16 protein-coding genes and 1 pseudogene are annotated in these 15547 nt (G+C 64.7%); 11 read left to right on the forward strand and 6 right to left on the reverse strand.

Translation table 11 applies throughout. From position 1 onward, the window contains the following. Window positions 1-221 precede the first annotated feature (221 nt). The 10 genes from JQ632_RS09840 (at window position 222) to ccoS (ending at window position 9639) form a co-directional block, all read left to right on the forward strand. On the forward strand, window positions 222-1055 hold the full coding sequence (locus tag JQ632_RS09840; protein ID WP_212402110.1) for a universal stress protein: 834 nt from the start codon (window positions 222-224) through the stop codon (window positions 1053-1055). Between the two features lie 36 nt (window positions 1056-1091). Next, a complete protein-coding gene (locus JQ632_RS09845) occupies window positions 1092-1517 on the forward strand; it encodes an HPP family protein (protein WP_212402111.1) in 426 nt (141 codons plus the stop codon). A gap of 176 nt (window positions 1518-1693) precedes the next feature. Further along, on the forward strand, window positions 1694-3343 hold the full coding sequence (gene ccoN, locus JQ632_RS09850) for a cytochrome-c oxidase, cbb3-type subunit I (RefSeq protein WP_212402112.1): 1650 nt from the start codon (window positions 1694-1696) through the stop codon (window positions 3341-3343). 11 nt (window positions 3344-3354) lie between these two features. Further along, a complete protein-coding gene (ccoO, locus tag JQ632_RS09855) occupies window positions 3355-4089 on the forward strand; it encodes a cytochrome-c oxidase, cbb3-type subunit II (protein ID WP_212402113.1) in 735 nt (244 codons plus the stop codon). A gap of 13 nt (window positions 4090-4102) precedes the next feature. Next, entirely contained in the window at window positions 4103-4267 is a 165-nt protein-coding gene (locus tag JQ632_RS09860) for a cbb3-type cytochrome c oxidase subunit 3 (RefSeq protein ID WP_212402114.1), read from the forward strand. A gap of 6 nt (window positions 4268-4273) precedes the next feature. Beyond that, window positions 4274-5146, forward strand: a complete 873-nt coding sequence (ccoP, locus tag JQ632_RS09865; RefSeq protein WP_212402115.1) for a cytochrome-c oxidase, cbb3-type subunit III — start codon at window positions 4274-4276, stop codon at window positions 5144-5146. Between the two features lie 106 nt (window positions 5147-5252). After that, window positions 5253-6719, forward strand: coding sequence for a cytochrome c oxidase accessory protein CcoG (ccoG, locus tag JQ632_RS09870; RefSeq protein WP_212402116.1), 1467 nt, complete (start codon window positions 5253-5255; stop codon window positions 6717-6719). Between the two features lie 18 nt (window positions 6720-6737). Then, window positions 6738-7232 (forward strand): FixH family protein, encoded by a 495-nt coding sequence (locus JQ632_RS09875; RefSeq protein ID WP_212402117.1) that lies wholly within the window; start codon window positions 6738-6740, stop codon window positions 7230-7232. Window positions 7233-7270: 38 nt separating this feature from the next. Continuing rightward, complete coding sequence (locus tag JQ632_RS09880; RefSeq protein WP_212402118.1) at window positions 7271-9457, forward strand: cation-translocating P-type ATPase; 2187 nt, start codon at window positions 7271-7273, stop codon at window positions 9455-9457. Further along, entirely contained in the window at window positions 9457-9639 is a 183-nt protein-coding gene (ccoS, locus tag JQ632_RS09885; protein WP_212402119.1) for a cbb3-type cytochrome oxidase assembly protein CcoS, read from the forward strand. The genes JQ632_RS09880 and ccoS overlap by 1 nt, the downstream gene beginning before the upstream one ends. Here the strand turns inward: ccoS and JQ632_RS09890 are convergent. The 5 genes and pseudogenes from JQ632_RS09890 to JQ632_RS09905 all read right to left on the reverse strand — a co-directional run bounded on the left by JQ632_RS09890 (window position 9636) and on the right by JQ632_RS09905 (window position 13420). After that, on the reverse strand, window positions 9636-10844 hold the full coding sequence (locus tag JQ632_RS09890) for an MFS transporter (RefSeq protein ID WP_212402120.1): 1209 nt from the start codon (window positions 10842-10844) through the stop codon (window positions 9636-9638). The two genes, ccoS and JQ632_RS09890, sit on opposite strands and share 4 nt — an antisense overlap. Window positions 10845-10954: 110 nt before the next feature. Beyond that, window positions 10955-11437 (reverse strand): cupin domain-containing protein, encoded by a 483-nt coding sequence (locus JQ632_RS09895; protein ID WP_212402121.1) that lies wholly within the window; start codon window positions 11435-11437, stop codon window positions 10955-10957. 114 nt (window positions 11438-11551) lie between these two features. Continuing rightward, on the reverse strand, window positions 11552-12577 hold the full coding sequence (locus JQ632_RS09900) for an NAD(P)/FAD-dependent oxidoreductase (protein WP_249151680.1): 1026 nt from the start codon (window positions 12575-12577) through the stop codon (window positions 11552-11554). 31 nt (window positions 12578-12608) lie between these two features. Next, window positions 12609-12911 (reverse strand): annotated as a pseudogene (locus tag JQ632_RS40425) (FAD-dependent oxidoreductase); the annotation flags it as partial. 14 nt (window positions 12912-12925) lie between these two features. Next, window positions 12926-13420, reverse strand: a complete 495-nt coding sequence (locus tag JQ632_RS09905; RefSeq protein ID WP_212402123.1) for a DUF302 domain-containing protein — start codon at window positions 13418-13420, stop codon at window positions 12926-12928. A gap of 269 nt (window positions 13421-13689) precedes the next feature. Here JQ632_RS09905 and JQ632_RS09910 point away from each other — a divergent pair, with 269 nt between their 5' ends. After that, on the forward strand, window positions 13690-14406 hold the full coding sequence (locus JQ632_RS09910) for a peroxiredoxin-like family protein (RefSeq protein ID WP_212402124.1): 717 nt from the start codon (window positions 13690-13692) through the stop codon (window positions 14404-14406). Between the two features lie 173 nt (window positions 14407-14579). Here the strand turns inward: JQ632_RS09910 and JQ632_RS09915 are convergent, their stop codons facing one another. Then, a complete protein-coding gene (locus tag JQ632_RS09915) occupies window positions 14580-15467 on the reverse strand; it encodes a LysR family transcriptional regulator (RefSeq protein ID WP_212402125.1) in 888 nt (295 codons plus the stop codon). Window positions 15468-15547: the final 80 nt, after the last annotated feature.

Raw genomic sequence — 15547 nt, forward strand, 5'->3', positions numbered from 1 at the left:
GTCGATGCTCCATCCTTCCCCGGCGGGCTGGGGTCAATTCGGTCGCTGCGATTTTCGCTCATGGGGAGGTTGGAGGCAAGTTCCGATATCTGATTCCATTGGCGAATTCCGCGAGACGCAACCGGCAATCGCCGCCATGCATGGCTTTGATCTATCTCATCCCGCCCCGCGGTGAGCTGCCTACAATTCCACGACAATTTTGAATGCTGCGGAGAGACGGAATGACATACGCGACCGTGATGGTCAGCTTGGCGGTTGACCAGCCCAACGAGGCGCGCCTTCAGGTCGCGGGCGAGCTCGCCGAGCGATTCGAGGCCGCCGTCATCGGGGTTGCGGCCGCCCAATTCGCCCCGCCATTGTATTTCACCGACGGCGCGGCAGCCCAGCGCCTGATCGACGAGGGCGAGGCGTCCGTCAAGAAGCGCCTTGCCGACCTGGAGACGCAATTCCGTGACGCCACCAAAAATCGCGGCGGGCACGTGGAATGGCGCGGCGCGATCGATTTTCCGGCGCGCCACATCCTTCAACAGGCGCGCTGTGCCGACATCATCGTCAGTGGCGGGCGCAGCCCGTCCTTCTCCGACGCGTTCTCGCTCGCAAGTCCCAAGGATCTGGTGATGCAGGCCGGCCGCCCGGTTCTGGCCGTGCCTGACGGCGTCGACTGGCTCGACCTACGCAGCGCGTTGGTGGCCTGGAAAGATACGTCGGAGGCGAGGCGGGCGGTGGTTGACGCGCTGCCGCTGCTGCGCAAGGCCAAGGAGGTGACGGTCGTCGAGATCGTCGAGCGCGATGACGATCGCGAGGCCGTGATGGCCGGGGTTACCGACGTCGTGGCCTGGCTCGCCCGTCAGCGGGTCACCGCGACCGCGCGGGTGTCGGAAACCGGCCAGGGGGCGACGGCCGCGGCACAATTGGAAAAGGTCGCCGGCGATGTCGGGGCCGGCCTCATCGTCGCCGGTGCCTACGGCCATTCGCGTTTCCGCGAGCTGATCCTCGGCGGTGTCACGCAATATCTGATCAACCAGTCCGCGCGCTGCGTGCTGCTGTCGCACTAAAGCGGGCAGGCAGAAGAAAATCGAAGAGGATGCGCCGTGTATAGATTCCTTGAGCAGACCACCGACGGCTACATGACGCGCAACGTCAAGACCGTGGCGCGTGATCTCAACATGCTCGAGCTCAGCGAGATGTTCGAGCGCGACGACTTCAACAGCTACCCGGTCGAGGAAGACGGGCAGATCGTCGGCATCGTCACCAAGTTCGACATCCTGAGGTGCTTCGCCTTCACGCCGAGCCAGATGGTGCCACGCTATCTTGACCTGATGAACCGCAGGGTCGGCGACGTGATGACGCCGGAATTCATCTACGTCCACCCGGACACGCGATTGACCCGCGTGCTCCAGCTCATGGTCGAACACCGCATTAGGAGCATCATCGTGCTCGACGGGGCCCAGCGCCTGGTCGGAATCATCGCGCGCGAGGACGTCATCACCGCGCTGAAGGCGACCGCGCGCGACTGACTCTACTTCCAAAGTCGATACTCGGCACTACGTCCGTGGTTCCACGGAAGATTTGCGCTCGCGCGCGTTGCGCCGGCGCTCGTTGTGCTGGAGCAATTTGATTGTCTTGATCTTGATCAATTTAATGCGAGGTCGGATGTGGTTTCTGGCCCCGTGTTCTTTCAGAGAGAATCCGCATGAGCCAGCCCTCCATGTCCAAGTCAATGACCGTCGGTGAAAGTGGCCTGGCGGTGTTGTTCGCGGTTACCGCCTTCCTGTGCGTGATCGCTGCAGCCAAGGCGCTCGACGCGCCCTTCGCGTTCCATGCCGCGCTGAGTGCCGCGGCAAGCGTTGCCGTCGTGTTCGGCATCATCAATCGCTATTTCGAGCGTCCGGCGGCACTGCCGCCGGAGGAGATCAACGGCCGGCCCAACTACAATATGGGGCCGATCAAGTTCTCGGCCTTCATGGCGATGTTCTGGGGTATCGCCGGCTTCCTGGTCGGCCTGATCATCGCCTCGCAGCTCGCCTGGCCTGCGCTGAACTTCGATCTGCCCTGGATCAGCTTCGGCCGCCTGCGGCCGCTGCATACGTCGGCGGTGATCTTCGCCTTCGGCGGCAACGTGCTGATCGCCTCCTCGTTCTATGTGGTGCAGAAGACGTGTCGCGCCCGTCTCGCGGGCGAGCTCGCGCCCTGGTTCGTGGTCGTCGGCTACAACTACTTCATCCTGATGGCCGGCACCGGTTATCTGCTCGGTGTCACCCAGTCGAAGGAATACGCCGAGCCGGAATGGTATTCGGACCTCTGGCTGACCATCGTCTGGGTGGTCTACCTGCTCGTCTTCCTCGTCACGGTCATCAAGCGCAAGGAACCCCACATCTTCGTGGCGAACTGGTTCTATCTCGCTTTCATCGTCACCATCGCGGTCCTGCACCTCGGTAACAATCCCGCGCTGCCGGTGTCGGTGTTCGGCTCCAAGTCCTACGTCGCCTGGGGTGGCGTCCAGGATGCGATGTTCCAGTGGTGGTACGGCCACAACGCGGTCGGCTTCTTCCTGACCGCCGGCTTCCTTGCCATCATGTACTACTTCATTCCCAAGCGCGCCGAGCGGCCGATCTACTCCTATCGCCTCTCGATCATCCACTTCTGGGCGCTGATCTTCCTCTACATCTGGGCCGGTCCGCACCATCTGCACTACACGGCGCTGCCGGACTGGACGCAGACGCTGGGCATGACCTTCTCGATCATGCTGTGGATGCCCTCATGGGGTGGCATGATCAACGGCCTGATGACGCTGTCGGGCGCCTGGGACAAGCTGCGCACTGATCCCGTGCTGCGCATGCTCGTGGTCTCCGTCGCCTTCTACGGCATGTCGACCTTCGAAGGTCCGATGATGTCGATCAAGGTCGTCAACTCGCTCAGCCACTACACCGACTGGACCATCGGCCACGTGCACTCCGGTGCGCTCGGCTGGGTCGGTTTCGTCTCCTTCGGTGCGCTGTACTGCCTCGTGCCGTGGGCGTGGAACCGCAAGGGCCTCTACAGCCTCAAGCTCGTCAACTGGCACTTCTGGATCGCCACTCTCGGCATCGTCCTCTACATCTCCGCGATGTGGGTGTCCGGAATCCTGCAGGGCCTGATGTGGCGTGCCTACACCTCGCTCGGCTTCCTCGAATACTCCTTCATCGAGACCGTCGAGGCGATGCATCCCTTCTACATCATCCGTGCAGCCGGCGGCGCGCTGTTCCTGATCGGCTCGCTGATCATGGCCTACAATCTCTGGATGACCGTTCGCGCAGGCGAAGCGGAAGTCCAGGCGCCCGTCGCTCTTCAGCCGGCGGAATGAGGAGTTCAACAATGTCGTTCTGGGCACGTCACCAAATCTTCGAGAAGAACTCGATCGTCCTGATCGTCGGCATCCTGCTGGTGATCGCGATCGGCGGGCTCGTCGAGATCACGCCGCTGTTCTACCTGAAGAGCACGATCGAGGTCGTCGACGGCGTCAGGCCTTACACGCCGCTCGAGCTTGCGGGCCGCAACATCTACGTCCGCGAGGGCTGCTATCTCTGCCACTCGCAGATGATCCGCCCGCTGCGCGACGAGGTCGAGCGTTACGGCCACTTCTCGCTCGCCGCCGAGAGCATGTACGACCATCCGTTCCAGTGGGGCTCGAAGCGCACCGGTCCGGACCTTGCCCGCGTCGGTGCAAAGTATTCCGACGACTGGCACGTCACCCACCTGACCAATCCGCGCGCTATCGTTCCGCAGTCGGTGATGCCGGGCTATCCGTTCCTCAGCCAGACCGAAGTCGATCCGGCTGCGATCGCCGACCACATGCGGACACTGAAGATCGTCGGCACGCCCTATACCGACGACCAGATCGCCAACGCAGCCGCCGACATGAAGGCCCAGGCCGATCCGGACAACGCCGGAACCGATGCCTTCACCAAGCGCTACGCCAAGGCCTCGGTGCGCAACTTCGACGGCAAGACGGGCGTTCCGACCGAGATGGACGCGCTGATCGCGTACTTGCAGATGCTCGGCACGCTGGTCGACTTCAAGCTCTACAACGAGAAAGCCAATCTTCGCTGAGAAGGCATTACCGATGAAAGCTATTCTGACAGTCCACAATCTCGCGTCCGACCTCGTGACGACCGTCTGGACGCCGGCCTTCGTCGCGATCTTCCTCGCGATCATCGCCTACGCACTATGGCCCCGCAACAAGGCCGCTTTCGACGAAGCGGCGCGAATGCCGCTGCGGGAGGAGTAAGGGATCATGACCGATCATAGCGAAGTCGATACCGTCACCGGCAAGTCCACGACCGGGCACGAATGGGACGGCATCAAGGAGCTCAACACGCCGCTGCCGCGCTGGTGGGTGATGACCTTCTATCTCACCATCCTCTGGTCCATCGGCTACTGGATCGTCTATCCGGCCTGGCCGCTGATCTCCGGCTACACGTCCGGCGTGCTCGGCTATTCAACGCGCGCCAGCCTCGCCGTGGAACTCGCCAATCTCGAAAAGATCCGCGGCGAGAAGATGGCGATGCTGGCGGCGGCCCCGCTTGCCGACATCGAGAAGGATCCGGCGCTGCTTGCGCTGGCGCGTGCCAAGGGCAGGACCGTGTTCGGCGACAATTGCGCGCCGTGCCACGGCAGCGGTGCGTCAGGCTCGAAGGGCTTTCCCAACCTGAACGACGACGACTGGCTGTGGGGCGGAACCCTCGACCAGATCATGCAGACCATCCAGTACGGCGTGCGATCCGGTCACTCCAAGACCCATGAAGGCCAGATGCTCGCCTTCGGCAAGGACGGCGTGTTGAAGGCCGATGAGATCGTGACGGTCGCAAATTACGTCCGGTCGCTGGCGGGCCTGCCCACGCGGCAGGGCTATGACGCGGCCAAGGGCACCAAGATCTTCGCCGACAATTGTGTGTCCTGTCACAGCGAAGACGGCAAGGGCAACCCGGAGATGGGCGCCCCCAACCTGACCGACAAGATCTGGCTCTACGGCTCCGACGAAGCCGCCCTGATCGAGACCATCAGCAACGGGCGTTCCGGCGTGATGCCCGCCTGGGAGGGCCGGCTCGACCCCGCCACCATCAAGGCGATGGCGGTCTACGTCCACTCGCTGGGCGGCGGAAAGTAGCCAAACGACTGACAAACGGGGGCAGGGGAACCTGCCCTCGCTTGAGCTGGATCAATCGGCCGTTCGGAGTTGGCTCTAGGTTCGGTCACGCGCAACGGATCCAGCGATGAACAAGACCGTGAATCCCACCGACCTCAAATTGGACGACGATTACGGGCCGCTTTATGCGGCCCAGAAGAAGGTTTATCCGCAGAGCGTCTCGGGCACCTTCCGTCGCATCAAATGGGGGCTGATGGCGTTCTGCCTCGGCGTCTATTATTTCCTGCCCTTCGTCCGCTGGAACCGCGGCCTCGGCGCCCCAAGCCAGGCGGTGCTGATCGATCTCCCCAACAGCCGCTTCTATTTCTTCTTCATCGAGCTGTGGCCGCAGGAAGTCTACTACTTCACGGGCCTCTTGATCGTTGCCGCGATCGCGCTGTTCCTGATGAACTCCATCGGCGGCCGCATCTGGTGCGGCTATCTCTGTCCGCAGACCGTTTGGACCGACCTGTTCTACGCCGTCGAGCGCCTGATCGAAGGCGACCGGCGCGAGCGCATGAAGAAGGATAAGTCGTCCGACCCGATGAAGCTCGAGCGCATCTCCGAGATCGTGCTCAAGCATTCGATCTGGCTCCTGATCGCCTGGTGGACCGGCGGCGCGTGGGTGCTCTACTTCAACGATGCGCCGACGCTGGTGAAGGAGCTCGTGACGTTCCAGGCGCCGATGATCGCCTATATCTGGATCTGCATTCTCACCGCCTCGACCTATGTGCTTGCGGGCTTCATGCGCGAGCAGGTCTGCACTTATATGTGCCCGTGGCCGCGCATCCAGGCCGCGCTCACCGACGAATGGGCGCTCAACGTCACCTATCGCTACGATCGCGGTGAGAAGCGCACCTCGGTCAAGAAGGCGGCCGAGCTGCGTGCGCTCGGGCAGCCAGTCGGCGACTGCATCGACTGCTACCAGTGCGTCGCCGTCTGTCCGACCGGCATCGACATCCGCGACGGCGCGCAGATGGGCTGCATCCAGTGCGGGCTGTGCATCGACGCCTGCGACACCGTGATGACCAAGATCGGCCGGCCGACCCGGCTGATCGGCTATGACAACGACATCAATATCGAGCGCCGGCAGGCCGGAAAGGCGCCGATCTACCGCATCGTCCGTGCCCGCACGATCGCCTACAGCGTGCTGATCGCGGTCGTGGGCGGGATCATGCTGTACACGCTGGCAACGCGCAGCATGCTCGACGTCAACGTGCTGCACGACCGCAATCCGATCGCGGTCAAGCTCAGCGACGGCTCGATCCGCAACGCCTACACCGTGCGCCTGCTCAACAAGAGCGGCTATGACCGCGTCGTCGCGATCGACATCGATGGTCCCGTGAATGCGGGCGTTCACGTCGTCGGCGTCGATTCGGTGACGCCGGACCGGCCGATGGTCGTGATCCCCCGCGATGCGACCAGCGAATTGCGGCTGCTGGTGACCGCGCCGGCCGAGAGCAATCCCGAGAAGTCGATCCCGGTCCGCTTCCACGTCACCGACATCGGGCTCGGCGAGGTCGCGTCCGCCACCGACAATTTCGTCTCGCCGTGAGGCGTCAAGGAGTTTGCCATGGCAACCGCTGCACAGAAGCCGCTGACCGGGACCAAGGTGTTCTTGATGCTGGTGGCCTTCTTCGGGCTCGTGATCGGCGTCAACGTCACCATGATGAAGCTCGCGATCGATACGCTTCCGGGGACCGAGGTCGACAGCGCCTACAGCGCGAGCCTGGCCTACGGAAAGGAGATCACGGCAGCGCACGAGCAGGCGGCGCGCAAATGGCAGGTCGAGGCGCGCATCCAGCGCCAGGGTGACGGCGGTGCGGTGGTCCAGCTCGAGGCGCGCGACGCCAGCGGCCGGCCGATGACCGGCCTGACCTTCAAGGGGACGCTGGAGCGGCCGATCGACAAGCGCGCCGATCGGCCTGTGGAGCTTTCGGAGGTCGGCATCGGCATCTATCGCGGCAGCGCCAGCGCGGTCGCAGCCGGTCAGTGGGATCTGGTGATCGAGGCCGATGCGAGGGGGCAGCGCATGTTCCAGTCGCGCAACCGCGTGATCCTGAACTGAGGCAAGAGGACTGAGGCAAGAGTACCGAGGCAGGTGTCATGCAGGTCACGCGGGATTTTTCGCATTACGTCAAGGAGGCAGGCCCGGGCCTGCAACACATCGATCTCGCGGTCGAGGGCGTTCATTGCGCCGGCTGCATGGCGAAGATCGAACGCGGCCTGTCGGCCATGCCCGACGTCACGCTGGCGCGGGTCAATTTGACCAATCGCCGTGTCGCGCTGGAATGGAAAGAGGGCTCGCTTGATCCCGCGCGTTTCATCGATCGCCTCGCCGAGCTCGGCTACAAGGCTTATCCGTTCGAGACCGCGAGCGCGGAGGCGACCGAGGTTGCGGAATCGCGCTTCCTGCTGCGCTGCCTCGGGGTCGCTGCCTTCGCCACCATGAACGTGATGATGCTGTCGATCCCGGTGTGGTCGGGCAACGTCTCGGACATGCTGCCCGAGCAGCGCGATTTCTTCCACTGGCTGTCGGCGCTGATCGCGCTGCCGGCGGCGGCCTATGCCGGCCAGCCCTTCTTCCGCTCCGCCTGGCGCGCATTGTCGAACAAGACCACCAACATGGACGTGCCGATCTCGATCGGAGTGTGCCTTGCGCTCGGCATGTCCGTGGTCGAGACCATCCACCACGCCGAGCACGCCTATTTCGACGCGGCGATCATGCTGCTGACCTTCCTCCTGGTCGGCCGCTTCCTTGACCAGAACATGCGGCGGCGGACCCGCGCGGTCGCCGGCAATCTCGCAGCGCTGAAGGCCGAGACGGCGGCAAAATTCGTCAGTCCCGGCGAGATCTCGCAGGTGCCGGTCGCAGCGATCCATCCCGGCGACATCGTGCTGCTGCGGCCCGGCGAGCGCTGCGCCGTCGACGGCACGGTGATCGAGGGACGGTCCGAGATCGACCAGAGCCTGATCACCGGCGAGACGCTCTACGTCACGGCCGAGCGGGGCACGCCGGTCTATGCCGGCTCGATGAACGTATCGGGCACCTTGCGTGTGCGGGTGTCCGCAGCGTCAGAGGCGACACTGCTTGCCGAGATCACGCGCCTGCTCGACAACGCATTGCAGGCGCGGTCGCGCTACATGCGGCTCGCCGACCGCGCATCGCGGCTTTATGCGCCGGTGGTGCATGCCGCAGCGCTCCTCACCGTTCTCGGCTGGGTTTTCTGGGGCGCGAGCTGGCACGATGCGATCGTCACCGGCGTCGCCGTTCTCATCATCACCTGTCCCTGTGCGCTCGGCCTCGCGATCCCGACGGTGCAGACGGTTGCCTCGGGAGCGATGTTCAAGTCCGGTGTGCTGCTCAATTCCGGCGACGCCATCGAGCGGCTTGCGGAGGCCGATCACGTCATCTTCGACAAGACGGGCACGCTGACGCTGCCGGATCTCGAAGTGGTCAACGCATCGGGGATTCCCGCCGATGTCTTCAAGCTCGCCGGACAGCTTGCGCTGTCGAGCCATCATCCGGTGGCCGCGGCGGTCGCACAGGCCGCAGGTGCCAGGTCGCCGATCCTCAGTGCGGTCGAGGAGGCTGGGCAGGGCGTGTGGGCGACCGTCGACGGCGTCGAGATTCGCCTGGGCCGGCCGTCTTTCTGCGGGGCCGAGCAGCTGGTCAAGGACGCCGATCTCGATCCCGAGGCCTCCGTCGTGGCCTTCAGCAAGGGAGCCGAGAGGTTCATCATTTCCGTGCGGCAGGGCCTGCGTCCCGACGCAAAGGCCGTCATCGCGGCCTTGCAGGCGCGCAAGATCGGCGTCGAGATCCTGTCCGGCGATCGCGAGGCCGCGGTGACCGCGGCCGCCCGTGCACTCGGCGTCGTCGAATGGCGCGCCGGCGTCACGCCCGCCGACAAGATCGCGCGGATCGAGGCGCTGAAGGCGCGCGGCATGAAGGTGCTCATGGTCGGCGACGGCATGAACGATGCGCCCTCGCTCGCCGCCGCGCACGTCTCGATGTCGCCGATCTCGGCGGCGCATTTGAGCCAGGCGACCGCCGATCTCGTCTTCCTCGGCAAGCCCTTAGGCCCGGTCGTGGCCGCGATCGACTTCTCGCGCAAGGCGCTGCACCTGATGCGGCAGAATCTGTGGCTGGCGATCGGCTACAATTTCCTGGCCGTGCCGATCGCGATCAGTGGTATCGTCACTCCCCTGATTGCGGCGGCTGCGATGAGCGGTTCGTCCATCCTGGTCATGCTGAACGCGTTGCGGGCGCGCAATGTCGCGCGGAGGGTCTGATGGAGATATTGGTCATCCTGGTTCCGCTGGCGCTGGGGCTGGGGCTCGCCGGCCTCGCCGCCTTCCTCTGGTCGCTCCGGAGCGGCCAGTATGATGATCTCGATGGCGCTGCCTGGCGGGCGATTGCCGACGACGAGCCGCCGCCGGAGACGAAAGCCGACCTCGCGCAGGCCAAGCGCTAGCGCATATCCCGGAGGCTGAACGTCAGCCAGGCAGCAGCCACGAGTGCCGCGCCGACGCCGGCGACACAGGCGGTCCACCCGAAGGTGTCGAAGAGACGGCCGAGCAGGGCCGTGCCGACCAATCCACCGCAGAAATAGCAGGCGAGATAGGTGCCGCTGGCGACGCCGCGGTTCTCGGCTGCGGCCTGTCCGACGAACCCGGTCGCCGCGGCCTGCGCGAAGAAAGTGCCGACGCCGACCAGAACCATGCCGGTGAGCACCTCAGCCAGATGCGCGCTCAGCATCAGCGGCAGTCCAAGGGCTGCAACAGCGAGCGCGCCCCAGATCGTCGGCCGTGTCCCGATGCGCGCGGCGACCTTGCCGGCGAAGAGGGTGGTGACGACCGAAGGCAGGAAGACGAAATAGACGAGGCCAAGGTCCATCATGCCCAGCGACAGCGGCGGCCGCACCAGCACGAAATTGACGAAGGTGAACGTGCCGATGAAGGCGAACAGGATGCAGAAGCCGATCCCGAAGGCCGCGCGCAGTCGGGGATTGCGCCAATGCGCGCGCATGGCGTCGAGCGGAGACGCCGTGAGCGTGATGGCATGCATCGGCTGGACACGATGGATGGTGAAATAGACCAGCACTGCGCCGGCGAGATTGAGCGCTGCGAAGAAATAGAAATTCCAGGACAGTCCAAGACTGTCGGCGACGGCGGCCGAGATCAGCCGTCCGATCAGATTGCTGGCGACGTTGCCGGTGATGTAGGCGGCAAAGGCGCCGCCGGCGTCCATCGCGCTGCATTGCTCGCCGAGATGGGCGAGCGTCAGCGCAAAGGCCGACGCCATGCACAGGCCTTGCGCGACGCGCAAGGCTGTGAAGACGGCGAGGTTAGGTGCCACCGCGAGCAGGCTCGTCGGAATCGCAAGCAGCGTGAGGCTGAGCAATATCCCGAGGCGTCGATCAATGCGCGGGCTGAAGAAGCCGACCACGAGCCCTGATATCGCCATGCCAGACGTGCTGGCATTGACCGCAAAGCCCATCGCCGCCGGGCTTACGCCGTAATGGCGCGTCAGCGACGGCAGGATTGCCTGCGTCGCGAACAGGTCGACGACGGTCAGGAATGCGGTCAGTCCGATGACGAGCGAGCGAAAGGCGACGCCCGGTGAATGCTCATGCATCTCCATGGTCATCGGTTTCACACGCGCAGACAGATCGGTCATGACACGACGTCTCCAGGCGAGAGAAGCGATGTGACGCCCGGCATGCGGGGCAGCATGGGGGATCCCGGGCGTCACATCCGGTAACGAGGGCTGGGGGCCTGATGCACTCGTTACATGTTGTGGTCGTGCGGATCCTTGCGGACGTCGCCGACGTAGAGGATCACGGTCTCCTTGCCGAGGTTCTTCCACCAGTGCGAGGTGCCGAACACTTCGGGCCTGAGATCGCCGGCCTTGTGCACGATCGGATCGACGCAGTTGGAGGCGTATTCGACGATCTCGCCCTGCTGCACGTAGATCAGCGCCGGCCGGTCGTCATGGCTGTGCCAGGGCACGATGCCGCCGGGCTCGATCGTCAGCTTGCGGAAGCGCAGCTCGCGATCCCTGATGTTGGCCGGCTGCTTTTCGAGGTTGATGGAACCGAGCGTGACGTCGGTGACGCCGACCGGCTTGTAGTCGACCATCTGGCGCGCGTTCGGCTTCATCTTGTCGGCCGGGCATTCGCCGGCAAGGGCCGGCTGCGCGGTGAGGGCGATGGCCCCGGCGAGAGCAAGGCTGGGCCAGATTGCGCGCGAGAGTTTGGAGTTCGTGGGCATCGATCTGTCTCCTTTGTTGGCAGCAACCTCACTGGTCGCCGGCTATGGCATCAGCATCGTCGAAGCCGTGCCCGGGATGAAATGCCGTCTGTCTCTGGAGACGATAGCGTGCCGCTATGCGCGTCCGAGCATGTGCTTGATGTCGGCCGAGAAGGTCGGATAGGCGTAGACGCTGTCCCTGATTTCGCTGGCCGTGATCCCGAACTTGATCGCAAGCCCGAAGATGTTGACGAGCTCCTGCCCGGCGTGACCGACGAAGTGGGCGCCGAGGATGAGGTCGGTGGCGCGGTCGACGATCACCTTCGACCAGGCCACGGTCTCCGCATAGGAGCGTGCCGAGAACCAGTCGTGCATGTCGTTGACATGGACGTCGATGACGGCGCCGCTCTGCCGTGCCGCGGCTTCGTTGAGGCCGACGGCGGCGAGCGCCGGCACGGTGTAGACCGACGTCGCCATGCCCGCATAGTCGGGCATGTGCTGCGGTCCCGCGACGATGTTGCGTCCGACGATATCGCCCTCATAGGTCGCGATCGGCGACAGTTGCGGTGAGAACGGAACCGCATCGCCGCAGACATGGACCTGAGGGTTGGATGTCGAGCGCAGGTTCCGATCGACCGCGATCCGGCCATTGGCGTGCTCGACCTGGCCCGCGGCGAGATCCAGGCCGTCGATATTGGCGATGCGGCCGGCACCGTTGACGACACGATCAGCCTCGACGGTGCGTTCGATGCCGTCATGGGTGAAGATCACGCGGAACCGGCGCCCGGCGGGCTCGATGCGCTGGACGCTGATGCCGGTGTTGATCTCGATTCCGATCCGTTCGCTCTCCGCCCGCAACCGGGCAACCGCGTCGGTGTCCATGGCGGGCAGGAGCTGCGGGAGCACCTCGAGCACGGTTACGAAAGCGCCGGCCCGCGCATAGACGTGACCGAACTCGAGCGAGATCACGCCGCCGCCGACGAAGATCACAGAGCCCGGCAGCTCGCGGTCGCGCAACATGTCGTCCGACGTGATCATGTGCTCGGCTCCGGGGATCGGCAACGGCCGCGGCTTCGATCCCGTGGCGATCACGATATCGCGGGCTTCCAGCAGGCGGGTGCCGACACTGAACGTTGGGCGCGACGAAGGCACCAAAGCCATTGATCACCTCGACCTCGCGGCGCGCCATGGCGCGGGCGAGGTTGGCTGGAATGTCCTTGATCATGTCCCTTTCGCGGTCGATCAGCGCGGCCCAGTCGAGCCGGGGCTTGCCGACCGCGATGTGATGGACCGCGGCGCGCTCGATGTCGTGAAGCGCCTGCCCCGCGGCGACCAGGATCTTCTTCGGCGTGCAGCCGCGGTTCGGGCAGGTGCCGCCGAGATCGGAGGGCTCGATCATCGCGACCGAGAGGCCGGCGCGCCGGACCGGGCCGGTCACGCCGATGCCGGCATTGCCGCCGCCCAGGATCACGACGTCGAATGTCTCGCGCGCCATGGTAGCCGCCGCCGCTACTTGGTGGTGATGGTTGACGTAATGGACTTGACGACCGTCGTCGCCATCTTGAACTGCGCCTCGCGGTTCGTGATATTGTGGCGCTTTGCGATCCAGTCGAAATCGGTCCAGACAGCCCAGACCTCGCCATTGTCGTCCTGCGTCAGTAGCAGGCGCACAGGCCAGTCGAGCCCGGCATTGGGATTGGCGGTAATGAACTGGGTGCCGAGCGGCGGATTGCCGAACACGAGCAGGGTCGATGGCCGCAGCTTGATGCCGGCATCGGCGGCGAGCCTCGACTGGTCGACTTCGAGGAAGAACTTGATGCCCTTGGCGGCGATGTCGGCCTTGATGCGGCTGATCGCCTCCGGCATCGGCACCGCGCTCTTGACGCGGACGATGCCGTCGTCGCTGTCGGCGTGAACGATCGAGGTCGCGGCCGACAGCACGAGGCACAATAGCACGAGCGAGGTGGCAAGGCTGGCAAGGCGCTGGGTGATCAGGCGGGTCATGATGGTCTCCTGTCGATGGAAGTCTGGATTGCGACAGGATGGACGCAGCGCGCGAAGAGGAGAAATGCGAAGCGGCTCTGAATTCGATAGCCCTGCGCTATCGCGGCCAGCGATAGGCGGCAGCTATCGAACCGATTGTGGAAGGGCATTTCCGCCTGCTTCGGATCCGGCGTTCGATGCTCGGCGAAACATGCCGCCGTGTGACGGCTGCCCCCTTGCGGGGCCGCCCGAACGCAAAATAATGTGACCTCTTGATGCCGGAGCGGAAGATGACATCCTTATCACCAGCCGATGCCGAACGGCTCAAGCTTGCCTTCCAGCGCTGCCGCGACATGGAGGGCACGCTGAATGAGCAGCTCCGTGCCTATGCGAGCGCGGGCCGCGAGATCTTTCCGGCCTATGGCGATGCGGTCGATCGCCTGGTGGAGCGATTGGGCCAGAACGGCGGCGGCGAGAACGCGCCGCGTCCGGGCGAGGTCATGCCGCCCTTTGTGCTGCCGGACGACCGCGGGCACCTGGTCGCGCTGCCGTCGCTGCTCAAGCGCGGACCGGTCGCGGTGATGTTCTTTCGTGGGCACTGGTGTCCCTACTGCCGGTTGAACGTCCGAGCGGTGATCCAGGCGCAGGACCGGATCAGCGCGATGGGCGCGCAGATCGTCGCGATCATGCCGGAGACGCAGGAATACACCGAGAAGTTCAGGGACGATTCGGGCGCGCCGTTTCCGGTGCTGACCGATCTCGACAACGGCTATGCGCTGTCGCTGAATCTCGCGATCTGGCTCGGCACCGAGATCCAGGGGCTGCTGTCCTACCATGACATGGCAAGGTTCCACGGCAATGACGGCTGGCTGCTGCCGATCCCGGCGGTGTTCGTCGTCGGCCGCGACGGCCTCGTCAAGGCCCGCTTCGTCGATCCCGATTTCCGCAAGCGGATGGAGATCGACGACCTGCTCGCGGCGCTGGAGAGTGCGAGCAGGAAGAGCTAGCGCCCTCGCGAGTTGCCTTCTCCCTGTGGGAGAAGGTGGCACGCAGACCCGTCGGGTGGGCAAAGCGAAGCGTGCCCACCACCGCTCTTACCGTGAGCAAGGCTGAAATGGTGGGCACGCTTCCGCCTTCGCTCTTCGATCGAAGGTGGAAGCTTTGCCTACCCTACCAATCTCTACCCCGCGATCTCCCGCCAGTCGGCTGCGCGCAGCATGCGCATCACGGCGTTGGCGACGGCCGTGCGCTGGCGGCCGGCGACGCCGTAGAGGTTGACGGTGCGGCGGGCATCCAAGCCGGCCACGGCGGTGCGTTTGAGGCTCTCCGGCACCGGTGAGGTGTGCGGCATCATGGCGACGCCGATATCCGCCTCCACCAGTTCGATCAGATCGCGCTCCGAGGAGATTTCGTGGCTGTGGTCGACGTCGACGCCGCGTTCGCGCAGGCTTGCCGAGATACGCTTGGCGTGCTCGCAATAGGTCCGGCTCAGCAATTGCTCGGAGCGCAGATCGTCGAACTCGATATTGCGGTGGCCGGCGAGCCGATGGCCCTTGCCGACCACCAGCTCGAAATTTTCGGTGAACAGCGGCCAGACGTCGAGCCGCTCCCAGGCTTCGTCGATCTCGGCAGCGATGCCGAGCTCAGCCTCGCCCTTCTTCAGATATTCGGCGACCTCGCGGCTGGTGCCGCGCAGAAAACGGAATTCGAGCCGGTTGAACTGCCGCCGGATCTGGTTGAGATGGGGAATGAGCAGCGAAAGGTCGATCGCATGCGTCAGCGCGATGCGCAGCGCGCCGACCTCGCCGCTCTTGAACGAGGAGGCCAGCGAGCGCGCACCGGCGGCGGCCTCGTAGCACTGCTTCAAGAGCGGATGCATGCGCTGGCCGAGCTCGGTCAGTTGCGCGGCCGGCCGCTCGCGGCGAAACAGATCGCCGCCGAGCTCGGCCTCGAGCTGCTTGATCGCGCGCGTCAGCGAGGGCTGCGTCACGTTGCACTCCTCGGCGGCGCGGGTGAAGTTCAAGAGTTGCGCCACCGCGAGGAAATAGCGGACCTGGTGCATTTCCATGGATCGGCTCCCAGCAGGATCGGTCCGGAACTTAGCCGATCGGAGCAGGGAATGACATCCCGGCCGCAATAGCGGGCGCG

The sequence above is a fragment of the Bradyrhizobium liaoningense genome (genome assembly GCF_018130955.1).
In the GTDB taxonomy this organism is placed as follows: Bacteria; Pseudomonadota; Alphaproteobacteria; order Rhizobiales; family Xanthobacteraceae; genus Bradyrhizobium; species Bradyrhizobium liaoningense_C.